This window comes from Syntrophales bacterium (genome assembly GCA_023228425.1).
In the GTDB taxonomy this organism is placed as follows: Bacteria; Desulfobacterota; Syntrophia; order Syntrophales; family UBA2210; genus MLS-D.
This window is the reverse complement of sequence record JALOBE010000023.1, coordinates 1-24,313: the sequence shown is the minus strand read 5'-3', so window position 1 is coordinate 24,313 and position 24,313 is coordinate 1. Positions and strand designations below refer to the sequence as shown.

Sequence of the window (24,313 nt, the reverse complement as noted above, 5' to 3'; positions counted from 1 at the left end):
TGAACTCGCAAAAAGTCGAAAAACGTCACCCGCCCGCTAGAACATGAGGGCCGTCAGGAAATAATCGCTTATCAGTATGGTGATGGCCGATATGACCACCGCTTCCGTTGTCGCCTTGCCCACGCCTTCGGCCCCGCCGGTGGTGTTGAATCCCTTGAAGCATCCCACGAAGGACAGGATCAGTCCGAAGAAGGCCGCCTTGACCAGACCGTTGTACAGGTCGTACAGGTCGACGAACCTGGGTATGTTTTCCATGAACATGCCCCTGTTGATGTCCAGTATGATGACTCCCACAAAATAGGACCCCACGATGCCCGTGAAGACGGATACCACCGTAAGCACGGGGAGCATGGTGACTCCGGCGACAACCCTGGGCACGATGAGGTGTTTGACGGGATTCGCCGCCATGACATAGAGGGCGTCGATCTGCTCCGTGACACGCATGGTCCCCAGTTCCGCGGCCATGGCCGATCCCGCCCTGGCCGTCACCATGAGCGCCGTCAGAACAGGACCCAGCTCGCGCGTCATGGCAAGTGCCACCGTCGACCCCACCAGCGTTTCGGCACTGAACATTCTGAACCCGTAGTAACCCTGAAGCGTGGTGACCATCCCTGTAAAAAGCCCCGTCAACACAACGACGAAGATGGACTTGACGCCCACGAACTCCATCTGTTTTATGATAAGCCGGATCTTGAACGGGGGCCGCGCGGCCCAGGAGAGGGTGGAAAGAAAGAGCAGAAGCATGTTCCCCATCTCTTCCAGGGCGGCATAGACAGACCGCCCGAACCGGTCAAGAAGAGCAATCGCTTTACTCACCACGGTCTCCTTATGTCAGGGCGGAATCAGCCGCGTTCACAGGGGGCCCTTTTTCTTTTCGTGCGCTTCGAGCGAATAACGTATGATCCGGTCCATGAGATCGGACTGGTTGATGCCCGACTCGGCGGCCTGGTGAAAAAGCACCGTTGCGGGCGTCATGCCCGGAAGGCTGTTCGGTTCCAGGACCACCACGGCGCCGTCTTCCCTGACGAACATGTCGATGCGGGCATACACCTTCAACCCCAGGGTGACAAAGGTTTTCAGTGCCGTTTCCCTGACCCGTTCAAGAATATCCGGTGTCAGGCGGGCAGGCGTCTTGTTTTCGCCCTGACCGTAGAGAAACTTGTCCTCCAGGGACAGGATGTCGGCCGTCGGAATCGTTTCCGACGGTGTCAGCGCCCGGGGATCATCGGTGCCGATAACACCGCAGGTAACTTCCATGCCCCGAATATACTCTTCGACAAGGATATCGGCGTCCCACTGCAGGGCCGCCTCGATGGCGGGACCCAGTTCATTCCGCTCCGTCACCCTGCTGACCGCCGTGCTGCATCCCTCGCGGGTGGGTTTTATCACGCAGGGATAGCCGATGTTCTCTTCTATGTCGTCCCGGACCGGCTCCTCGCCGGCGGCCCAGTCTTCACGCGAAACACGCAGGGTTTTCGGCACGCCGATCCCCGCATGGGCAAGAAGCTGCCGCGACACGTACTTGTTCATGGCCAGGGCCGAGCCGAGTACCCCGGAGCCCACGTAGGGAACCCCCAGGAGCTCGAGGAGTCCCTGGAAACATCCGTCTTCGCCGTATTTCCCGTGCAGGGCGATATAGACGATGTCCACGATGCTTTTGAGCTCTTCATAGGGAATCCTGCGCGCCCCGCCGTCAAGATCCTCCTCGATATCGGCGGTGGCGTTTCTCATGAGATGCTTCAGGGGGATATGCCAGAGCCCGCCCCGGCGGTCCATGAAGACAGGAAGCGCTTCGTAGCGCTCTTTCGGAAGCTTTCCGAAGATGTTGCGCCCGCTTTCGAGAGATATTTCCCGTTCCGACGAGATTCCTCCCATAACGACAGCCACGCGGGTCTTTCGTGGCGGAGAATCATTCCGACCAGTTTCTGACATAGGAGACACCTGCTCAACTGTAGTGTGTATGAGAAGGCTTATACTGATAAACTCCGGACCTGTAAAGCCCTTTATCAGATCTGGAGCGGGTCCCGCCCGGCCCCATGAACCGAAAGCGCTATCTCTATCAGCCGTGACAGAATATCCTGGGGCAGCATGCCCGCCTCAGCGGCCTGCTCGAAGAAAAACGACGAGGGTGCCATGCCTGATGACGAGTTGGGATCGGTTATAAAAATGTCGCCATTTTTGAGATAGAATCCGTCGATTCTTCCGTAACACCGGAAACCGAGCGTTTCAAAGGCCCGGACTACGTCCCGTTCTATGGCCGCCACCGCTTCAGGCGGAATCGACCTGGGAGGCGTGAACTTCCGGCACTGGCCGGGCATGTACTTGTCATCGTAGGTAAAAAAAGCGCTCCGGGGCTGAATCTCCGTCACCGAAAGCGGACGGGGACCTTCTTTTTCTTCAATGACGATGCAGGAGAATTCGATACCATCGAGATACTCCTCCACCAGCACGGCCCGGTCCAGGACCAGGGCGCTGTCCATGCCGCCCGCAATCCCCTCCCGGTCGCGGACAATGGTGACACCGAAACTTGACCCTTCGCGGGTCGGTTTCGTGACAAGGGGAAAGCCGAAATCCGATGAGAGTTCCTCCTCCACGCCTCCCGGGTCACGGTGCCACCGGTCCTCGCTGATGACACAGCTGCGGGGCACGGCAATGCCGGATCGGACGAAGAGTCTCTGCTGCAGGTCCTTGTCCATACCCAGGGCGGAGGCGAGCACTCCCGAGCCGGTATAGGGGATTCCCAGCAGTTCCAGCATCCCCTGGACGCAACCGTCATCGCCGTACTTCCCGTGAAGGGCGATGAAGGCCAGGTCGATCGTTTTCCGCAGATCCTCGTAGGCTATGCGCTCGGCTTCTCCGACAAGCCGCTCCATGATGTCAACGGTGGTATTCTGGGAAACGAGTTTCCAGGGAAGTATCCAGAGCCCCCCCCGGCCGTCCATGAAGATGGGGATGGCCTCGTAGAGCTCCCGGTCAAGGTTGTCATACACGTTTCGTCCGCTGTTGAGCGACACCTCGCGTTCCGACGACATGCCGCCGAAAATCACCCCGACCCGAAGCTTTTCATGTTTTTCCGTCACAACGATTCTCCGTCACCGCTGAGCTGTTCACCGGGTCTGCAGGTCCCAGGAAAAGGTTACGCCACTGTTGGGGAATACCCATTCATCGTCATTGAGCCGCAGTGTCACCGATTCGCCCCGTCGTGCCGTCACTTCCGGATCGGTCTGCTTGCCGGCGAAAAAAGCGACTTCCCGCACATTGCGCAATCCCGCTCCGGTGTAGTCGAAACAGATCTCAAGTCCTCTGGTGGGATAAACCAGGTATACCGAAAAGGTATTGCTCGTTCGGAGCTTCTTCGTGCTGACTTCGATTTCGACCTTCACCCGGCGGTTCAGACTGCTCCGGAGACCCTCGCCGCCGCACCAGACCTCAAGCCCCCGGTTCGTGTTATCTTTACTGATAATCGGGACCTCCCGGCCGTCGATCCGAACGCCGTCAACCATAAAATCTTCCTCGCTGAAATGATCGGGCCTGGAGGGCAGAATCCACCGGTATTCACAGCGTTCCTCGGCGAACAGCGCCGAGAGCTGCCGGTTGTTCAGGGCGCAGCCGATGAGAAACACCGGATGCCGCAGCATCTTGGTGTACCGGACGCGGGTGGTCACACGGAAATGGTCCCGCTCTTTTTTCCCGGCGGTCAGCCCGCCTTCGGCATCGGCGCGGATCCTGACCAGGTACTTGAATCCCGTCCGCAGCTCCAGGGGGCGGTTTCCCTTGCCGAAGAGCGTTTCGAACATCTCGTAGTAGATGGCGTCTCCCATTTCGACGTTCGAGGCCCGGGCCTGGAAACAGCTCCGTATGATCGCGTCGATCCGGGCGATGGATCGTTCCTCCTCGGGCAGGAATATTCTGCGCAGACGGGGTTCGACGGCATTTTCTTCCCCCCTGTTCAAAAACACCCTGGGGGCCCTCTTCCCCAGGGCGCAGACAACCTCGTAGCCTATGGTACTTGACTGTTCCGCTATTTCTTTCGCCGGGAGGGAAGCCGACCCCTGCCTCCCCAGGAGGACTACTTCATCACCGACGCTGCAGCCGGGAACATCCGTGACGTCAAGGGTACACATGTCCATGGAAATCCGCCCAACCACGGGAACCCGGCGTCCCCGCACCAGCGCCTCGGACCGGTTCGAAAGAACGGCTCCGTACCCATCGCCGTATCCCACGGGAATCGTGGCGATCCGGGCGGGTCCTTTCGTGCGGTAGGTGCGACCATAGCCGATGCTGTACCCGGCGCCCACCTCTTTCATGAGAAGAATGGTCGTTTTGAAGGTCATGACGGGAATGAGATTCACCCTGGACCTCGTTTCCCGGCCGGGATGAATGCCATAGGTCATGATGCCGGGACGGACCAGGTTGAAGTGGTATTCGGGGAAATTTATGACGCCGCCGCTGTTGGACAGGTGCTTGAGGGGAATGTTTATTCCCCGCTTCTCCAGCTCTTCCAGGAGCTCCCGGAAGAGCCTCCCCTGGAGGTGATTGTAGTCGTCATCGATGCACTCGCTGACGGAAAAGTGGGAAAACACGCCTTCGATCGCCACGTGTTCGAGACCGGCAATCATTTCGATCGCCCGGACGGCGTCCCGGTAGAGCAGCCCCCCCCTCCCCATGCCCGTGTCCACTTCCACGTGGACCGGCAGGCGCCCGTTCCTGCCGGCACAGCGCCGGTCAAGTTCGCGCGCGAAGGACGGATCGGACACACAGGGTGTCAGGGAATACTTGATGATCTCGTCGACCTCGGAGCTTGTGGGGGGACTCAGGATGACAATAGGCGCGCTGATTCCGCTCACCCGCAACTGAACCCCCTCGTCGGCGTTGGCCACACCCAGGCAGAATACGCCGTTCTTCAGGGCCGCCCGGGATATCTCGATGGCCCCGTGACCGTAGGCATCGGCCTTGACGACCTGCATCACCCGCACCCCGCCGCCAACGAGACGGCGTATCTCGTTCCAGTTGTGTCTGAAGCTGTCAAGGTCGATCTCGACCCAGTTCCGGTAGTTTCTCGTCATATCAGCCGACCGTCACTTGGTGGTCATTTTAAAGACGCAATCCCATCCCTCTCCCGGAGGATTCTCCCGCAGGGTCTCGCACCTCGTGATGTACATCCGGGAGGGGTAATCATCGGGTTTCATGTCGAGCACCCTCCCGAAGGAGGCAATCGCCTCATCCCACCGGCATTGCCGGTACAGGGCCAGCCCCTCTTCAAAAACGGGAAGGAAGGCATAGTCCCCGACACCGATGGGGCCCAGCAGTTCATAAATCCTGACGGGAAGCTTTTTCCCTTTCACCTGCACGGCGTCCAGTTCCCGGCACAGCAGTTCGTCCTGTATCCTCTCATGGGTAAACTCGCTGATGACGATATTGGTCCCGTATTCTTTGTTGATACCCTCAAGTCGCGCTCCCAGGTTCACGCTGTCACCCATGACCGTATAATCGAAGCGCATGTCGGAACCCATGTTGCCGACCACCATGTCCCCGGTATTGATGCCGATGCCTATATCCATGGAAGGCTTTCCTTCGACGGTCCACTTTGCCTGGAGCACTTTCATCTCGTCCATCATGTCCAGCGCCGTGAGACAGGCCCGCAGAGCGTGATCGGGCTGTTCAAGCGGCGCCCCGTAAACGGCCATGATGGCATCTCCCATGTACTTGTCAAGCAGGCCCTCATGGTGAAAGACTTTCCCGGTCATGGCCGTCAGGTACTCGTTGAGAAGATGTACCAGCTCTTCCGGCGGAAGCATTTCCGATATGGACGTAAATCCCCTGATATCGGAAAAGAGCACCGTCAGGTCTTTCTTGTCTCCCCCAAGCTTAAGCTTGTCGGGGTTCTTCAGCATCTCCTCAATGACGGAACCCGTCAGATAATACTGGAAGGCACCGCGGATTTTCTTCTTCTCCCGCTCCTCGCTGATGTAGCGGTACAGCGTAACCCCCACGTAGATAAGCAGGATGGTCACCACGGGGTATACCATGTTGATCCAGAGATTGTACCGGGCAAAGAGATAATAGTTTACAATGATCCAGGCCGCGGCAAGCAGGACAGAAAAAATAAACCCGTAGAGAGCCTTCATTCTCGAAAGAACGGGGACCATGAGAAGCCCGAGGAGAAGGACCGCCAGCAGATCGGCGATAAAGGTCCAGTCGGGCCGTTTCAGGAAGTCTTCGTGAAGAATGTTGTCGATGACGGTGGCATGGATCTCGATACCGGGATAGACGGTGCTGAAGGGCGTGACCCGGAGGTCGTAGATTCCCGTGGCCGTTGCCCCCACCAGGACGATCCTGTCCCTGAACAGCTCCGGATCCAGGCGCCCCGCGACAATATCACTGATCGAATAGTGGGGAAATGTTCCCCCGGGCCCCCGGTAATTGATGAGCATTCTACCGGCGCCGTCAACGGGAATGATCGTCTCGTCAAAAACAATCCGGTCCACCCCCGCGTCGGAGATGATCATGGCCGACAGCGGCCAGTCCCGGTACACCATCAGCGTGGCAAGAGCGAGAGAGGGGTACATGGCGTCATCGTAGCCGATGGCCAGGGGAGACCAGCGGTTCGTTCCGTCCGGGTCGGGGAGGGCGTTGAAAAACCCCGAGGTTTCAGCAACCTCCGAAAGGACCGGGATATTCGTCGCCGCCGCGAAGGCTTCGATCATAAAGGAACGCCGCGGGGTGCCCGTGTACCGTACCGCCTGGTACTGGGACCCCATGAGGTTCTCCGCTCCCGCCCGCACGGCCTCGGCGGAAAGGTGAGCCGCCTCCTGTTCGCTCGTGTAGAAAAAGTATCCCAGCGTCACCTTCATGGCCTGTTCAATGGCCCGTGCCAGAACCGTATCCGTGTCGGCAGCCTCGATGCGTTTTTCCAGGACCCTGGCAACAGGGTGATCATCGAGGCCCATGCTCTCGATTTCCCTGGCCACTGCTTCCAGCGCATCGATGCTCCCGTGCTCGTCGGGTTCGGCGAAAACAATATCGAAACCGATGGCCTTCGCCCCGTATTCGTCCAGGCGTCCAATAAGATCCGCTATGACCGTCCGCCTCCAGGGCCATCGTCCCAGCTCGGACAAGCTCTTCTCATCGATGGCGGCAATCACCGTTTCTTCACCGGGAACTGCAACGCCCCGGGAGACAAACCGCAGGTCAAGGGTCTTGAGTTCCATGAACGTGAGAAAGGGAACTTTCAGGAAGTAAAAAAGAACCATTCCGACGATGACAAGGATGGCAATTTTGAAAGGAGACGCGGCAAACAGCCTCTGCATCGGGTTATTCACGAACACCGTTCCTTTTTGGAAGATAGGAAATAGTATCAAAGGAGCATTCAAAGTCAAGGGAAAGCAACGGGATAGAAGATCATCCCCGCTGATTAAACTTGACAACGAACCCGCCTTGCGATAAAGAATCCTGCCACCACACAGAAAAAGCCGATGTAGCTCAGCCGGCAGAGCAACTGATTCGTAATCAGTAGGTCAACGGTTCGATTCCGTTCATCGGCTCCAGATATCAAGGGGTTACGTAACTTGCGATGTAACCCTTTTTTCATACTATGGCCCGTGTAACCGCAAACTAACCAATTGGCCTTGTATTAATGCCATTTTGACATAATGGAATGAGAGGTGAAACAAAGCGAATCGGGTTGTCAGGGCGATCATAAAAGTCCGAGCTGGCTCTTTCTATTGAGTCCGTCTTGAAAGTGAGATTTTCTTCGTCATCTGTCCCATGCCACTTTCAAAGACAAAGCTGCACCATGAGCATTCGGGCAAGGCCACTGAATGCGGTTTGAACTGTTCGAGCGATGTCTCATCCTCCAATATTTTAAAAACACCTTGCAATTCCTTTCCTCTTTTGCCATAGATTTGTCTGAATCTGCAAAAAACTCGCATTCTTGCCAAAACCGATAACGACAACGGCGACGGCGATACAACCACAGACACATCAAGCTGCGCCGAGCGCATACAGTATCAGCTACCGACCCATGACTGCAGAGACACGCTCCGAGAGAGAGGACTGGTCTGCCGTGGGAAAGGTACTTGAAAAAAAGAAGTATGTCCTACATTCGGCTGCCGTGGAGAATGATGCAACGCGCCGGCGACAGCCCAGGCTGCTCGATCGCATGCGTCAGGCATTGAGGGCACGCCACTACAGTCGAAGAACGGAAGTATCGTCGATCGGCATCCGGGGTATATGCCGCGATCGGACAAGCGCGGCGTCTTATAAAGAAACCGTCTAAACATTGGTTCGCAAGAGAAATAAAGATGACAAAAACAGATTGGAATCTAATAGTTCAGGGGAACATATCTTTATTATGGTGTGAGTGGAGCATGGAGCCCGAGCATCAGGACAAACTGATGAAAGATGTCATTGAAGAGTTCAAAAAGAAGTTCAGCAATGTGTTGCCATTGAATATAGGAACTCTTTTGATGGCCAGCTACATTCTGTTTGTTTATCCACAGCAAACTGAATTCGATGCAATCGACTTCAGTCAAATAAACACCGGTAAATTCGTCGTTCATGAAGGTACATCAAGTACAGAAAAAACGATTTTGCAGTCGCATAAGGAATGGATTAACACACGGACGCTTCATGTTAAATGGCGACCAAATTGAACTTTGTGACCAGAAAAAAGATGGGAAAGATCCGTTTCGATCAACAATTTCTATTGGTGCATTTGGGGAATTTATCAATGAATTTATGCATGAAGTCAAGAACCAGCATTTTTAAGTAATAGAACTGCGAACAATTTAATAAAGCGGATGCAGAAAAACCGCACCGCTTATCAAGGTGTTAGCGGTAAAAAACGAAGAGGGGAAGAGAATATGAGAATAGCGATATTGTTTCTGGTGATTGTTGCCTTTGTGAGTGGCTGCGCAACTAGCAAAAAACGTACACCTCTGACGGCAGGGAAGGATACAGCATAAACTGTTCCGGTAGCGCCTTAAACTGGGGCATGTGCTATGAAAAAGCCGGAGAGCTTTGTGGAGCCAAAGGCTACGAAGTCCTCGAAAAAAGTGGCGATACAGGTGCTATGGTCACCGCAGGGCAATATGGACTTTTTGGCGGCTCCGTTATCAATAGAAGCATGATAATAAAATGAAAAGATTAAACGAAAAGCCCGTCGGTCGATGGGCCATTAATATTGATTTAGAAGGCTTTGGGCATTTTTACGGCAAGGAAAATCTTGTCCTGTTGTCACTCGGCGAACTTATGGAGGGAATCTTCCGGATTGGTACTCAACACTATCCTGAATCCCCTGATAGAATTTTTGCTCATCAAATTGGCGATGGTTTCGTTATAGTCAGCGATTTCCCGGAAGAAACTTTTTTAAGACCTTTATCAATAGCCATATCCTTGCTTCGACATGTTGCACATTCTGGCCATTATGCCAAGGCTACCATTTCAGGCGGTGATTTTGCGGATATTTTATCTTGCTATCCTTTATCCGTAAGAGACGCAACAGATCCCGACAAAAGAATACGTCTTGGCAGAGGAATCATGACTCTTTTCCCAGTAATGGGGACGGCACTAATTCGCGCTATTTCTGTTGCCAAGAAATGCCCGAGTGGCCCGCTGCTGGCCCTGGCCATCGAAAATCGGGAAAGAATTCCTGAAGGACTCATTGTTCATGAAGTTCCGGCGCAGGGTATCCTTTTGGTTGATTGGATTCACTCGAAAGATGAACTGGCCAAGGATATTGCCAAAAAATCAGATTTGCATTCGCCGGATTCCTTGATGCTATCAATGCACCTGAGAGAATATTGTCAAACGCATCAAGTCAAAGAGGAATGGAAAACAAGCGTACATGATTTCCTTGGAGTATCGATGTGAAAAGCCGCTAACCATCAAATTCAGCGGACACAAAGGGTCGCGCCGCTGATTTAAACGTTGTACGCAAAATTAATCTAAATTTATAGGAGGGCTTATGGCGACTTACAATCTTGATCTGCGCTTCTTCGACCCGAAAAGAGAGGGTATCCCGGCTGCTCCGATTGCAGAAATTTATGTGAAGACCTACTCAGTGGATGAAAAAGACATGATATGCATTAGTCCTCGGTGTGTATCGTTGCACGAGATAGAGTATGAATGTGATCGACTTATGAAGGAGATTGAAGCGATACGAAAGAAGGCTAGACGGAAATTTGTCTCTAAATGATCCTCAATATTGAGGCTTGACGGGAGGGATCCATGAAACTTCACGTAAAGTTTTTGTTTATTCCTTTCTTATCTCTTTGTTTCCTATTACCCAGTTTTGCTGAAGCGGCGGACAAAATCAAATTTCAGTCAGACCCGCTACAAAGGCTTGATGTTCGCTTTCGCTTATTTAGAACTGATAACATGTGGTCATATCTCTTATTAGATACCAGCGATGGCAGGCTTTGGCATGTCACCTATACGACAGACAAAGAGAAAGGTGCCCGTTTAAAAATACCGATCAACGACAAACCATTTGCGACGAAGAATTCTTCAAAGAATGGCAAATTCACTCTTTATTCTACAGATAATATGTGGAATTTCATCCTGATAGACCAAGATGACGGGCGGGCATGGCAGTGTCAGTTTACAATGGAGGCGAAGGAAGAATATCGTTTTTGTTTGCCTATTCATGAAATTAGCGGTCTGCTGGGGAAAAGGTCTGCTTTAGAAAGTGAACAGAGTTGTGAAGATGCGTGCCTTGATATGTTTCTAAGAGGTCAACTCAAAGAGGGGTTTACGGTCCAAGACTGTATCACAACTTCATGTAAATAGGTAAATATTTTTAATAAATGCAGCGTACAACAATGCCATCGAGACCGACGCCGAATGTCATCGGTCGTTTTTCCGTAAAGCGTTGTGGCGGCGCGGCTCATGGCCAGCGTTCTGCACAAAGGAATAAGGAATGGAAACAGTATTCAGTCATATTATTCAAAAGAGACTTTCCCAAGAAAATGAGAATATAGCTATGGAGGCGCTTGCCTTCATCCTTCGATCGTACGACGCTGCTCACTATGGCATGATGAAGCTTCTTCGTGGAATTGACCCACACATGCCACACTTGTGGTTTCAAACCCAGCAGGCTGACGGTGATAATCGCCCTGACATGCAGGGCTGTGAGGATGAAGGACGAATACATATTCTTGTCGAAAACAAGTTTTGGGCGGGTCTCACAGAGAATCAACCCGTATCTTACCTTCGTATACTGGCCGAATACCCTCAACCGACAACCCTCTTATTTGTTGGTCCTGAGGACCGCAAGGAGACGTTGTGGCGTGAATTGCATCAAAGACTGATCGAAAATGAGATGTCAGCTACAAAGGGCGCAACTGTTGGTATTTTTCGCATCGTTTCGACCAGTGCTGGTCCAATACTCGCGCTTACGTCTTGGAGAGCGTTACTTGATGCCTTGGAACCAAGAGTTGCCGATGATAAGGCTGCGAGAAATGACCTCCTCCAGTTGCGCGCACTCTGCGAAGCGGCTGACAGTGACGCCTTTATACCGGTGTCGTCAGCGGAGGTATCTGACCAACGCACCCCTGCGCTTATTCTTCAGCTATACACCGTTGTGCAGACTTCAATTGACTTGGCTGTCAATCAAGGACTTCTTACCGTAAACGGTCTCCGACCGCAGGCAAATTGGGAGCGGATAGGGCGTTATGCGAGATTTGGATGCGACGGTGGTCATGTCGGCGTATAATTTGGAATTCATTTTGGTTATTGGAAAAAGCACGGCATTAGCCCACTTTGGCTACTATTCCACGGGGACTGGGGTTGCGCTCGTGAGGTGCGGCCCTTACTCGAACCGTGGGCTACAAGAGAGAATGTCTTTACTGCCTTTCGCAATGATGAATTGGCGGTCGCCATTGACGTTGCCTGTGGCGAAGACAAAGACCAAGTGGTCAAAAAGGTGATGGATCGTTTCAGAGGGGTTGCCGAGACCGTGAAGGTGCTGAAATCGAAACGAGTTGCACCTGATGATGTGTAGTTGCCCGACTATTTGCAGGAGTTCGTCGCCTCTTCGAAGTGGACTTTCGCCAAGACCATGCCGGAATGGCCCCACGAATACATTGTTCGAGACCGGGTCGACAAAGCGCTATTTGAAGCCCTGGTTCTTCACATCCGTCAATACGGTTTCGAAGGTCGCTTTTACCAGCGTGTTTTCACCTACTTTGCGGAAGGCGGATTTCTTTACTAGACAATGGGAGAATCAATTGAAGAGACGATAATCATTAATCGATGCAAGGAGGAGGGGTCATACGAAAGCCGCGTCAGGAATGGGACACTTCCACATAGTAATCAAGAAACAGAAAAATGATGCAGAACCAGTCATTCCAGCCGACCGAGCAATATGGGTGGTCAATTTCCGAAGAGGCCTCGGGTGCTTATCTTTGGTGCCGCCCGGTGGCTGAATTCTTCGTTCGCTGATGGAAAATAAAGGATGCCTGAGAGAATAGCCCAATACTGTAATGCCCATTTGCACCTGCGAGATGCAGAACTGAGCGAGGAATACTACTATCACAGTCTGCCTTTTTGCATCATCGATGCTGTTTACTCCCTCGCCGCTAGGTACAGCTCGACGAGAAACGCCGTGATACACTTCTGTCATGTTACGGGATTGCAGCGATTGAGGCAACACGGTTCGCCTTATCCCGGCACTGCGGAACAATATTCAGTTCGCCAGTTCGAAGAATTCCTATCCGGCTACGATGATTACCGGCAGATTGCAACTGAAGTATTCGACAACCGTCAAAGGACATCCACCAAGAACGGGATACTCAAGGCTGAAGCCGTACATAGGTTTACCCGAGTTCTAGTGCGCCACAATGTAAACTATTTTCAGGACATACCAACGGTCATCCCAAATACACAATTCGAGTCAGACATCTGCGACATTCCAGGTCAGACGTACGGGACATCACTGAAGTACTTCTTTATGCTCGCAGGGGAGGAAAATATGGTTAAACCAGACAGGATGATCCTGCGATTTCTGTGGCGAGTCATTGGTAATCAGGCAAGCCAACAGAGTGCTCATGCCTGGTTGTCACAGGCACTGAAAATCCTTAACCGGACACACCCAACGCTGACGTTACGCAAGCTGGCCGGTTGTGCGGTGCCATCATTTTTTTCAGAACAGCTTCTTTACGCTCTTTGGAATATTGCATGATCCGATCCTCCTCCGCCCCCAAGGAAACTCCATTATAGAGAGGTTTAGATCATGCGACAACTATCCTGACACAGGGGGATACATCATATATTTAAAACTTTAAGATCCATGTCTGTACCTATGCTCACATATAATGCTGCAAGGAGGCGACAATGGAATTTCAGGACAAGAAAGAAGAATGGTATTTCGAAACATCTCTGGGGCGCAAGGGGCCTGTTACCATCGATACACTGAAGAAAGCATTTCTTGAGGGCCATGTCGACTTCAACACGCTAGTATGGAAAGAAGGTATGGAGAAGGGAGAACCAATAGTTCAATGCATAGACCTCTTCAGCCTACCCGAACAAAGTCTTAATAAAAATAAAACATTCGATACCGTTACGAACCATTCGCCAATCCCAATGTTCGAAACTCCCGCTTTGGCAATTTTTTTGTACTTTTTTGCAGTCATAGCTGTAATAACAGGATTTATAATGTTTTTCTATCTGTGGCCTGAACCTCCTCAACGCGGCTACGAACTGATTATGCAAGAAAGCGAGTGGCTAGCGATAGCATACATGCCATCAATAATTTGGCTCTCTTCAGGAATATCCGGAGCTATAATGGCTGTAATATTCGCAAATATTTTAATTTATCTCGATAAGATTGAGAAGAACACACGAGGAGTTTAGAGTTTCATGTTACCTATGAAGATCTCTGGGCTCAAATTGAAAAAATTAAACCCCTTTTATTCCTCCCCGTTCGCAAATCTGTCGTAAAGGACCTCGACACCGCCATTCCTATAATCAGCAATTCTCCGGATATCTCTTGCTCTGACAGCATCCGGGGTAATGAGCGACTCATAGCATTCATTGAGCGAGATCGTCCGGTAAAAGGGTGTTTTTGTGCGGATAAAGGCAGGATTTTTGATCAGGGATGACAGAATTATTGCTTGTAGGAAACCCCCCGCTTACTGAAAACCATGACAGGAATACAAGCAACGATGCAGGCTATTTTTCATTCTCCGCCCTCACATAGCGCGAAAAATCAGCAAATGCCCATCAAGAGAGAGCTAGATGTAACAATTTAACGTGCCCGCTCACCATCTTCGATTTTTATAAGAAAGTTCCCGCTGAAATGAAAATGACGATACCGACCGCCAATAATATAGGTCCACACGTTATAAGAAGAATAAAGTGGCTCGCCGCACTTATCAATGACTTCCCCCTTGCTCGCCCTAACAGTGACTGTGTTACTACCGCACCTGATCGTATTGGGGTAGGCTGGAGTAGCGGCGATAACGACTAAAAGAATTAGAGCGATACCGATAGCAGGCAATTTCATAACGCCTCCTTACATACAACGACAGACAAAACAATCAAGAAGACCAGCGGATGATTTCGTGGAAGTGGGCATGTAAAATAGCATCTACAATTGGTAACGTCAAGAGTTTTGTGTCACCTCTGTAAGAAAGGGTGTACCTGTTTGTTGTTTCATGTTTTCATGGGCGAACACGGCGTAGAGGATTCGTTCCATGCTGGTTGTATCGGCGAACACTCCCATGGGTCTGGTCCTCCGTTTGACTTCCCGGAACCGTCGTTCGATGGCATTGGTGGTTCGTATCGTCGGCCGGACAGATCGCTCGGCAATGCGCATGAACACAAGCAGTTCCTCCTCGTTTTGTTGTAATGCCGCTGCGGCTTTCGGATAGGGTGCTCCCCAGGTATGGGCAAACGTTTTGAGTGCCGACCGGGCCATCCGGAAGTCGATAACCTCCTTCGTTCCTTCGAAGGTGATGCCCAAGGCAACCAGGCTGTTCGTTTCACCACACCGGCGCCAGTCTTGCGCTTCAGCACCACACCATCATAAACAAGGAATCGATACTTCTTCTGCAGGGGACGCCGGTGAAAGGCGGCAACGACCGAATCCAGAATCCGGGCTACTCTGCTGACGGTGGCGGCACTCACCGATTCTCCCAGGATCGGCAGCAGGGCCTGGGAAACCTTGCGGGTGGAAAGACCAAGAACAAAACAAGACAGAATGATCCGGTCAACAGAGGCAACCCGCCGACTATAGGCACGAATCACCTCAAGAGCACTCCATCTACGCGTACGGGGAACAGCAATCTCGATATCACCCAACTCCGTCAATAAATGACGGGAAAAGGAACCATTCCGGCGATCAGACAGGGAACGACCCATCCGGGCAAGATACTGATCCCTCGAATCATCCATGCGGTCTCGTAAAACAGCAACCAGTGCCTGGCGACCGGCAGCCCGATAATCAGATTCCCAGTCCTGCGAAAGATTCATTTCCTTGATTACCTTATACGCCTGTGAGAGACTACGTACGACTATTGCTTTAGTCATGGGGGTACCTCCTTTGGAGTTTTGGAATATCATCGGTGGTACCCCTTGCTCGTCAGTGACACAAGATATGATACATTACCTAAACCGGAAAAGATGTTGCCAAATGAACCGATCCCTGCTCTAATCCCCTGACTGGCGGCCGGAACACAACATAATGCCCGCCGGCGAGGCACTGAGGAACGATTACACCCTACGACCGCACGAACATCCATGGAGGAGATGCATGAAAAGCCATGACCCCGCACTGATGAACGACATCATCAACACCCTGCGTTTTCTCGCCGTCGACGCAATCGAGAAAGCCAACTCGGGACATCCGGGACTTCCCATGGGAAGCGCCCCGCTCGCGGCGACGCTCTGGCTCAACCATCTCCGGCACAACCCCTCGAACCCCGGCTGGCACGATCGTGACCGCTTCGTTCTCTCAGCGGGGCACGGGTCAATGCTTCTCTACGGCCTGCTCCACCTCACGGGCTATGACCTTTCTCTGGACGACATAAAGAATTTCCGGACCTGGAAAAGCCCTGCACCGGGACATCCGGAGTATGGTTGCGCCCCCGGAGTGGAAGTCACGTCCGGACCGCTGGGTCAGGGAATCGCCAATGCCGTGGGCATGGCCATCGCCGAGTCCTTTCTGGCGGCACGATTCAACAGGCCCGGCTATCCGCTGATTAACCACCACACCTATGTTCTCGCCGGAGACGGCGATCTCATGGAAGGCGTCGCCCGGGAGGCCTGTTCCCTGGCGGGACACCTGCGTTTGGGCAAACTCATTCTGCTCTACGACGACAACAAGATATCACTGGCCGGGACGACATCGCTCTCTTTTACAGAAGACGTCGGAAAGGGCTTCGAGGCCGCCGGATGGCACGTGCAACACGTGGCCGACGGAAACAATCTTCCGGCCATCGACCAGGCCCTGGTCGAGGCGCGTTCGGAGGAATCCCGCCCGTCCCTGATAGCGGTCCGGACAATCATCGGATATGGATCTCCAAAAAAACAAGGTACTTCCGCAGTCCATGGGTCCCCTCTGGGAAGGGATGAAGCGGAGGCGGCGAAACGGCATCTCGGCTGGCCCCCGGCACCCGAATTTTTTGTTCCTCCAGCTGTTCAGGCCCTCGCGGCCGCGTTCCGTCAGCAGGGAGCAGAGCGGGAGTCTGAATGGCGGAATCTTCTCGATCGGTACCGGAAGGCTTTCCCTGAAGACGCGGCCGAATTTGAACGGATCATGGGCGGATGTCTCCCCGAGGGCTGGGAAGCGACCCTGCCGTCCTTCTCCGAAAACCGCGGCACGAGCATGGCGACACGGAAAGCATCGGAGAATGTCATGCAGCGTGTGGGGGCTCTGCTTCCCGAGCTGGTGGGCGGCACGGCGGACCTGAACCCGTCGACCCTTGCCTGGGTCAAGGGAGCGGGAGATTTCCAGTCCCCGGAAGCTTTTCCCGCCAACGGTGTCCAGGGATCCGCAGGAGGTCCCTGGGGGTATGGAGGAAGAAACATCCATTTCGGCGTCCGAGAACACGCCATGGGGGCCATTGCCTCGGGCCTGGCTCTTCACGGCGGCATCATCCCCTACACGGGCACGTTCTTCACCTTTTCCGACTACATGCGGCCTTCCATGCGCTTGGCCGCCATGATGGGAATCCGGGTTATTTACGTCTTTTCCCACGACAGCATCGGCGTGGGTGAGGACGGACCGACCCACCAGCCCGTGGAGCAGCTCATGAGCCTGCGGTGCATGCCCAACCTTTCGGTCCTGCGCCCGGCCGATGCCGCGGAAGTGTCTGAAGCATGGCGGCTTGCCCTGACCAGAACACAGGGCCCGACGGCCCTTGTGCTGTCCCGGCAGGGACTGCCGGTCCTGGATCGTGAACGCCTGGGAGCTGCCGACGGTGTCCGGCGGGGAGGCTATATTCTGTGGGAATCGTCAGGAAAACTCCCGGATATTATCATTATCGGAACGGGATCGGAGTGCGCGATCGCCCTGGCCGCCGGCGAGGAACTTGGGAAGGAAGGCCATGCCGTCCGGGTGGTGAGCATGCCCAGTTGGGATATTTTTGACAGTCAGCCCCGGGACTATCGGGACCGGGTTCTTCCGCCCGCGGTACGATCGAGGGTATCCGTCGAGGCCGGTTCCGTCATCGGATGGGAACACTACCTCGGGCATGAAGGAATCGCCATAGGGATGACGGATTTCGGCGCCAGCGCCCCGGCCGGAATCCTCTACGAGAAGTTCGGCATCACCGTTCGGAAAACGCTGGAAGCAGCGAAAACCCTGCTCGAGAAGAAAGGAATCCCGGGATCATGAAAACGACGATGCGCCTGTCCGGCTTCGACGGTTTCAGGCAGGTGATCGATGATAACCGGAGCCGGCTTCACAAAGAAACCGTTATCAGCCGCATCCTTCAGAAGGATCACACCGTCTGGAAGGCTGATCCCCCGGAAATAGCGAACCGCCTGGGATGGCTCGACGCGCACCGCTCCATGGCCGTCCATGTGCCCCGGATAAAGCGCTTTACCGACGCCTGCAGGCATGACGGCTTTACTGAGGCCATCCTCCTGGGAATGGGTGGATCGAGCTGCGCCCCGGAGGTTTTGCGGAAGACGTTCAGTTTCCGTCACGATTATCTCGATCTCTCGATACTGGACAGTACGGATCCGGGGGCTATTCTCTACCGTACAGCACACATGCCCCCGGCCCGGACCATGGCGCTTGTCGCCACCAAGTCGGGCACAACCACCGAAACCCTTTCCCTGTTCAGGTTCTTTTACAATCTTTTTTCTGAACAGACGGAATTCAAGACGCCCGGTTCCCACTTCACAGCCATTACCGACCCGGGGACACCGCTGGTAGACACGGCCGAACAGTGTTCTTTCCGTGACATTTTTCTGAATGATCCCAACATCGGGGGACGCTACTCGGCACTGTCTTTTTTCGGTCTGGTGCCCGCCGCTCTCTGCGGCATCGACATTTCTTACCTGCTGCTGCGGGGAGAAGCGGCGGCGAAACGTTTCGCCGCCGACGACCTGTCGGAAAGCCGGAACCCCGCAGCCCTTCTGGGACTTCTCATGGGAACCCTGGCAATGGAGGGCGTCGACAAGCTGACGCTTCTCCTGTCCCCTCAAATAAAGGCATGTGCCGACTGGATTGAACAGCTGATCGCGGAAAGTCTCGGCAAGGAAGGACGGGGTATCGTACCGGTGGTGCATGAACCCCCGGCCGGAGAGGATGCTTACGGTCCCGATCGTTACTTTGTCTGCCTGCGTCTCAGGTGGGATACGTCACTGGATGACCGCCTCAAGTCCCTGGAGGCGGCCGGCTTCCCCGTGATTGTCCTCGAAATGGAGGATCTGTACGAGCTGGGGGGACTGTTTTTTCTGTGGCAGGCCGCGACGGCGGTGGCGGGCTTCATTCTTTCCGTGAACCCCTTTGATCAGCCCGATGTTGAATCATCGAAAGCCCTCACCAGGAACATGGTTGAGGAATTCGTGAAAACGGGACGGGTTTCGGAAGAAGCACCTTCACGAACCGACGGCGAGCTTTTGTTTTTCGGAGACGCCCATGGAAAAACCCTCTCCGATGCCTTCAGGTCCTTTGTGGACGGCGCCGAACCATGCTCCTACATAGCACTCCAGGCGTACTTCCAACCCAAGACCGATACGGACCGGGCCCTTCCGAAGCTGCGGGAGGCTATCCTGCGCCGCACCGGCCGGGCTACCACGGCCGGCTACGGCCCCCGTTATCTTCACTCCACCGGCCAGATGCACAAGGGCGGGGGAGCGGCGCGCTTCATACAGCTGACGGCCAACGACGCCCATGACGTCCCCATCCCGGACAAGGTGGGGAAATCCGCGTCTTCACTGTCCTTCGGAGTTCTCAAGGCGGCCCAGGCCCGGGGGGATCGGGAGGCTCTCTTGAACGCGGGGCAACCGGTGGCGGTAATCCACCTGGGAGACGACAGCACGGCGGGCCTGCGGATCCTGGCCTCCGCGCTTTCCTGAACAGGCGTTCCTTCCTGCTCGGGGAAACGTGTGGAAAGACGCTTTGAGTATGGCTGAACCGATCAAATTTTTCGAGACAATCACCATTGAAACGCCCCGCGAAAGCATCTATCGGCGCCTGGGGTACCGAAAAAGCACGACCGTTCTGTCTTCCGAGGAAAAGCGGACCGTCGACAGAGTCATCGATCATGCCCGTTCCCTGGTCCGCCTGAAAGGGGCGGCCCTGCGCGCGGCCATTGAGGATCGGGATGAAAAAACCGTGGTTCTTGCAGGCGGCGCGCGCTTCAGAAGCTCCCGGTTAGCCGTTTTTCTTGAGGGCTGCGACGAATGTCTCGTCATGGGTGCCACCGGGGGCGGGACCGTCATGGAGGCCATCGCCTCCGACACCGCCCGGGACAACCTGACGGAGGCGGTCATTGTCGATGCCGCGGCAAGTGAAATGGTGGACGCTTCTCTTGACTGGATAACGCGCTACTACGCGGGTCTGCTCCGAAGGGAGAGAAAAGGGCTTTTAAAACGGCGCTACTCGGCGGGATACGGTGATTTCGCGCTGGAACACCAGCATATGATCTACGAGATGCTCGATCTCGCGCGGCTGGACGTTACGATCAATGAGCAGGCCCTGCTCATTCCGGAAAAATCCGTAACGGCAATTACGGGCATTCGAACACTATAAAAACGAAAACCCGGGAGATCTTGTGACACTGAAAGCAAACCATAGGATCCACGCAATTCTGAAAGACCGCTGTATCGTTCTTGACGGGGCGACAGGTACGGAACTGCAGAAGCGGGGAATGCCTCCGGGAGTCTGCCCGGAGGTCTGGTGCCTCGACAACCCCGACGTAATCCGCGACATTCATGAGGGCTACCTGAAGGCCGGCGCCGACATCATCTACACCTGCACCTTCGGCGCCAACCGTTTCAAGCTGGCCCAATACAACCGGTCCGACGTATACGGGATGAACCGGGATTTGGCCCGAATCGCCCGCCGGGCGGCGGGAAGGAAGGGGCTTGTTGCCGGGGACATCGGGAGCACCGGGCGTTTCGTGGAGCCCTTTGGAGACCTTGCCTTCGAGGAAGCCGTGGCCGTTTTCACCGAGCAGATTCGGGGTCTCGTCGACGGCGGGGTCGACTTGCTTGTCATCGAAACGATGATCGATATCCAGGAGGCCCGGGCGGCACTGCTGGCGGCACGGGAAGCGGCGGACCTGTTCACTCTGGTGACCATGACTTTCGAGGAGGGGGGACGGACACTCACCGGAACAGATCCTGCCGCTGCGCTTGTCACGCTCCAGAGCCTCGGCGCGGATGCCGTGGGCTGCAACTGCTCATCGGGACCGGCCGAAATGGTCCGCCTCATCGGGGCCATGAGCCCCGTGCGCGCCGTACCCCTGGTCGCGAAGCCGAACGCCGGCATGCCCCAGATGAGGGACGGGGAGACTGTCTTTTCCATGACACCCCGTGACTTCGCCTCCCACGCCCGGTCATTCCTGGCTCTCGGCGTCGCATTCCTGGGCGGATGCTGCGGAACGACTCCGGAGCATATCAGAGAATTGAAAGATTCCCTTCAGGGTCTGCGGCCGGAGGGACGGCTCCCGCACCGGGTAAGCGCCCTCAGTTCATGCCGGAAGGCCCTCTTCATCGAGCAGGGGAACCCTCTCCTGATTGTGGGAGAGGGAATCAACCCCACGGGCAGGCCGGCCCTCCAGGAAGAACTCCGCCGGGGCCGGACAACGATTATCGAGCGTCTGGGCCGGGACCAGGAAGACCAGGGGGCCGACCTCCTTGACGTCAATGTGGGCGCTCCCGGCGTGGACGAACCCGCCATGATGGTATCGGCCCTGAAAGCCCTGTCAGCGACCGCCACGCTTCCGCTCGTGATCGATTCGCCCGATCCGGCGGTCATTGAAGCCGGGCTGCGGATCTATCCGGGCCGGGCCCTCATCAATTCCATTTCCGGCGAGTCCTCACAACTGGAAGTCATGCTTTCCCTCGCGGCCCGCTACGGTGCCATGTTCATTCTGCTCCCCCTGGCCGAAGGTGGTGTTCCCGGAAACGCCGGGGAACGCAAGGACATCATACGATCTGTCTATCGAGAGGCGCGGCGCAGGGGATTCACAAAGGCGGACATCGTCATCGACGGGCTCGTCATGACCGTGTCCACGGACGCCGCGGCACCCCTTGAAACCCTTGCAACCGTCGAATGGGCGACCCGCTCCTTCAAATGCCCGACGATACTGGGACTGACCAATGTGTCCCACGGACTGCCCGCACGAAAGTGGCTCAACGCCGCTTTTCTCGCCATGGCCCAATCCCGGGGATTGACCATGGCCATCGCAAACCCGGCGCAGGAAGAACTCATGCACGTAAAGGCAGGCGGTGACGTTCTTACCGGCCGGGATCGGGACGGAGCGGCCTTCTGCGGACGATTCGCCGAAGGGACGACGGAAAAGAGACGCGACAGGTCCGGGGAGAACCGGCTTCCCCTGGAAGAAAAAATAGCACGGGCCGTCAGGGAGGGGTCCCGCGAGAGCATCGAAGCATTGCTGAAGGCGGCCCTCGACAACGGCATCCATCCCGAGGACATTCTGTCGGGCATGCTCATCCCCACTATATCCGACGTGGGAATCGGGTACGAACGGAAAGAACTCTTTCTCCCCCAACTGGTCGCCGCCGCCGAAACGATGCAACGGGGAGTGGCATACCTGGAACCGCTGCTGAAAAAGGACCGGAAAAAATCAGCGGCACCGGGAACGATCGTCATGGCCACCGTGGAGGGTGACATTCACGATATCGGGAAAAACATCGTTATCCTCATGCTCAAAAACCAGGGATACACCATCATCGACCTGGGCAAGGACGTGCCCGCCGAACGGATCATCGGAGAAGCACGCCGTGTCCGGGCCGACCTCATAGGCCTTTCGGCCCTCATGACGACCACCATGGTTTCAATGGAGAAAACCATACTCAAGGCGCGCTCTGAAGGACTTACCTGCCCCATCATGGTGGGAGGTGCCGTGGTGACATCTTCATGGGCATCCTCAATCGGGGCCCACTACGCCAGAGACGGCGTCGACGCCGTCCGCAGGGCCGACACCCTGTTGAGAACGACATCAAAAGCAAAATAAAAGAGAATCCCGTGGCATCACGGCCTCACCATGGCTGCGGGACTCGTACCGTGTCTTGATTTGCTGTTTCCCGGAACAGTGGAATCCGGAACTCCCCGTGGGAGAGGGTGGTCGGAGGAATTCGTTTTTACACGGGACTAGCGTGATGACTCGACGTATTCCACGATCTTTGAAGCGATTGTCTGCACCGTCTCCTCAAAGCGCCCCTCATCCTTCTCAAGGAGCGTCAGTCTGAACCCGGGAAGGGACGTGAAGAATGACGTAAGCGGCACGAGACAGATACCCGTCGCGGCCAGGAGATAGTACACGAAGCGCTTGTCGTATTCCATTTTGTCACTCATGATCGATTCCGCGTAATCCCGGATTGCCGGCTCGTCAACGGCAAGATTCTGCCTGCTGTTGAGCACGGCCTCGTTGAAAACGACGGTCATGTAGAAGGCGCCGTTGGTGCGGTTCACCACTATGTAGGGAACGTCTTTCAGAATCGAGAAGGCTGTTGAGGACAGTCTCTCATAGTGGCGATTCCGGGCTTCCAGGTAGGCGCCGTACTCCGGGTGGGTCATTATTTTGGGAATCGCCATCTGTGGAAGCGTGGTGGAACAGACCTCGGACATCTTCTGGGTAAGAATGGCCGCTATATACCGGGAAAAGGTCTCGTCCTTGTCGGCATTATAGACTTCAATCCATCCGCACCGCGCACCGGGCCAGGGAAATTCTTTCGAAATCCCTTTCATGCTCATGCCGGGCACATCACCGATGACATCGGAAAGAGGCAGGGTCTGCTGATCGTTATAGATGATGTTCCGGTAGGTCTCGTCGAAGATGAGGAACAGGTCGTACTCCTTGGCAATGCTCACGATCTTCTGAATCGTCTTGGGGGGATAGACAAACCCCGTGGGATTGTCGGGGTTGATCACCAGCGCTCCCACGATGGTATTGTGGCTTTTGACTTTCCGCTCCAGTTCGGCGATATCGGGATGCCAGTTGTGATAGGGGTTCATACGGTATGTATTGGGGGGGAACGAGGCGTGATGAATTTCCGAGAGAAGATGAGTGGAATAGGTCGGCTCGGGCATGATAATCCGCGCGTCTATTCTCATGGCACTGTAGGCGCGGGCAATGGCATCTCCTAAGCCGTTGAAGAATATGATGTCCTCCATATGAAGCTGGTACTTCCCGCGCCTGGAGACTTCTTCGGCAATGAACTCGCGCGTTTCATTGATACCCTTCGTTGGAGAATAGGCATAGGAGCCGTCATCGCGCATGAGTTCGATGAGCGTATCCTTCATCCAGTCCGGGACCGTTTCACCCTTTGCTATGGGATCTCCGATATTTTCCCAGGTTATCTTTTTCCCGTATTTCCGAAGTTTATCCGCTACACCGACAATGTTGCGTATTTCATAGGTAAGACCCGTTCCGCTCTTTGCTATATCGAATCTCATGGAAACCTCTCTCGAAAAGGATAATTATATATTATGAAGTGAAATACGTTTCATGTCAAAAGAAATATTATCATAAGCAAATATGATGGTCCCGTAAAAAGTCCAACTCATGTAACATTCTAAAATAATTTAGTATTTGCGCATTTTCTTCTTGACGTCTTTTCTGTAAAGTGGTATGAATCATGTTAAATATTAATGAGATAGGTGCTG

Annotated in this window: 18 protein-coding genes and 1 tRNA gene; 12 read left to right on the top strand and 7 right to left on the bottom strand. The window is 54.5% G+C overall.

The window, feature by feature from the left end:
- Positions 1 to 36: 36 nt before the first annotated feature.
- The 5 genes from M0Q23_08885 to M0Q23_08865 form a co-directional block, all read right to left on the bottom strand.
- Positions 37 to 816, bottom strand: a complete 780-nt coding sequence (locus tag M0Q23_08885) for an ABC transporter permease (GenBank protein ID MCK9528734.1) — start codon at positions 814 to 816, stop codon at positions 37 to 39.
- A 36-nt stretch (positions 817 to 852) separates the two neighbouring features.
- Entirely contained in the window at positions 853 to 1,932 is a 1,080-nt protein-coding gene (locus M0Q23_08880; protein MCK9528733.1) for a D-alanine--D-alanine ligase, read from the bottom strand.
- Between the two features lie 74 nt (positions 1,933 to 2,006).
- On the bottom strand, positions 2,007 to 3,080 hold the full coding sequence (locus tag M0Q23_08875; protein ID MCK9528732.1) for a D-alanine--D-alanine ligase: 1,074 nt from the start codon (positions 3,078 to 3,080) through the stop codon (positions 2,007 to 2,009).
- 27 nt (positions 3,081 to 3,107) lie between these two features.
- A complete protein-coding gene (gene alr / locus M0Q23_08870; GenBank protein ID MCK9528731.1) occupies positions 3,108 to 5,066 on the bottom strand; it encodes an alanine racemase in 1,959 nt (652 codons plus the stop codon).
- A 12-nt stretch (positions 5,067 to 5,078) separates the two neighbouring features.
- Positions 5,079 to 7,322: an adenylate/guanylate cyclase domain-containing protein gene (locus M0Q23_08865; GenBank protein MCK9528730.1), complete on the bottom strand. Its 2,244-nt coding sequence runs from the start codon at positions 7,320 to 7,322 to the stop codon at positions 5,079 to 5,081.
- 149 nt (positions 7,323 to 7,471) lie between these two features.
- Here M0Q23_08865 and M0Q23_08860 point away from each other — a divergent pair.
- From M0Q23_08860 to M0Q23_08825, 8 genes are all read left to right on the top strand, one after another.
- Positions 7,472 to 7,547: transfer RNA gene (locus tag M0Q23_08860), tRNA-Thr, on the top strand.
- Positions 7,548 to 8,303: 756 nt separating this feature from the next.
- Positions 8,304 to 8,654 carry a hypothetical protein gene (locus M0Q23_08855; GenBank protein ID MCK9528729.1) on the top strand — a complete coding sequence of 117 codons (351 nt, stop codon included), beginning with the start codon at positions 8,304 to 8,306 and terminating at the stop codon, positions 8,652 to 8,654.
- Positions 8,655 to 9,138: 484 nt separating this feature from the next.
- Positions 9,139 to 9,873 (top strand): hypothetical protein, encoded by a 735-nt coding sequence (locus M0Q23_08850; protein MCK9528728.1) that lies wholly within the window; start codon positions 9,139 to 9,141, stop codon positions 9,871 to 9,873.
- Positions 9,874 to 10,230: 357 nt separating this feature from the next.
- A complete protein-coding gene (locus tag M0Q23_08845; protein ID MCK9528727.1) occupies positions 10,231 to 10,791 on the top strand; it encodes a hypothetical protein in 561 nt (186 codons plus the stop codon).
- A 130-nt stretch (positions 10,792 to 10,921) separates the two neighbouring features.
- Complete coding sequence (locus tag M0Q23_08840; protein ID MCK9528726.1) at positions 10,922 to 11,716, top strand: PD-(D/E)XK nuclease family protein; 795 nt, start codon at positions 10,922 to 10,924, stop codon at positions 11,714 to 11,716.
- A 288-nt stretch (positions 11,717 to 12,004) separates the two neighbouring features.
- Positions 12,005 to 12,214 (top strand): hypothetical protein, encoded by a 210-nt coding sequence (locus M0Q23_08835; protein ID MCK9528725.1) that lies wholly within the window; start codon positions 12,005 to 12,007, stop codon positions 12,212 to 12,214.
- Positions 12,215 to 12,457: 243 nt separating this feature from the next.
- Positions 12,458 to 13,183, top strand: a complete 726-nt coding sequence (locus M0Q23_08830) for a hypothetical protein (protein MCK9528724.1) — start codon at positions 12,458 to 12,460, stop codon at positions 13,181 to 13,183.
- 152 nt (positions 13,184 to 13,335) lie between these two features.
- Positions 13,336 to 13,854, top strand: coding sequence for a DUF4339 domain-containing protein (locus M0Q23_08825; GenBank protein MCK9528723.1), 519 nt, complete (start codon positions 13,336 to 13,338; stop codon positions 13,852 to 13,854).
- Positions 13,855 to 14,605: 751 nt separating this feature from the next.
- Here the strand turns inward: M0Q23_08825 and M0Q23_08820 are convergent.
- Positions 14,606 to 14,965: a transposase gene (locus M0Q23_08820; protein MCK9528722.1), complete on the bottom strand. Its 360-nt coding sequence runs from the start codon at positions 14,963 to 14,965 to the stop codon at positions 14,606 to 14,608.
- A 789-nt stretch (positions 14,966 to 15,754) separates the two neighbouring features.
- On the opposite strand from M0Q23_08820, the gene tkt reads away from it, so the two are divergent.
- Genes tkt through M0Q23_08800 form a run of 4 tightly spaced genes read left to right on the top strand, consistent with a single transcriptional unit; the run spans position 15,755 to position 22,661 of the window.
- Positions 15,755 to 17,839 carry a transketolase gene (gene tkt, locus M0Q23_08815; GenBank protein MCK9528721.1) on the top strand — a complete coding sequence of 695 codons (2,085 nt, stop codon included), beginning with the start codon at positions 15,755 to 15,757 and terminating at the stop codon, positions 17,837 to 17,839.
- Positions 17,836 to 19,533 carry a hypothetical protein gene (locus M0Q23_08810; GenBank protein MCK9528720.1) on the top strand — a complete coding sequence of 566 codons (1,698 nt, stop codon included), beginning with the start codon at positions 17,836 to 17,838 and terminating at the stop codon, positions 19,531 to 19,533. The genes tkt and M0Q23_08810 overlap by 4 nt, the downstream gene beginning before the upstream one ends.
- A gap of 49 nt (positions 19,534 to 19,582) precedes the next feature.
- Positions 19,583 to 20,209 carry a hypothetical protein gene (locus M0Q23_08805; protein MCK9528719.1) on the top strand — a complete coding sequence of 209 codons (627 nt, stop codon included), beginning with the start codon at positions 19,583 to 19,585 and terminating at the stop codon, positions 20,207 to 20,209.
- A 22-nt stretch (positions 20,210 to 20,231) separates the two neighbouring features.
- Positions 20,232 to 22,661 (top strand): homocysteine S-methyltransferase family protein, encoded by a 2,430-nt coding sequence (locus M0Q23_08800; protein MCK9528718.1) that lies wholly within the window; start codon positions 20,232 to 20,234, stop codon positions 22,659 to 22,661.
- A 137-nt stretch (positions 22,662 to 22,798) separates the two neighbouring features.
- Here M0Q23_08800 and M0Q23_08795 read toward each other — a convergent pair whose 3' ends face one another.
- The gene (locus tag M0Q23_08795) at positions 22,799 to 24,103 is read right to left on the bottom strand and encodes a pyridoxal phosphate-dependent aminotransferase (protein MCK9528717.1); all 1,305 of its coding nucleotides are present in this window, start codon (positions 24,101 to 24,103) and stop codon (positions 22,799 to 22,801) included.
- Positions 24,104 to 24,313 lie beyond the last annotated feature (210 nt).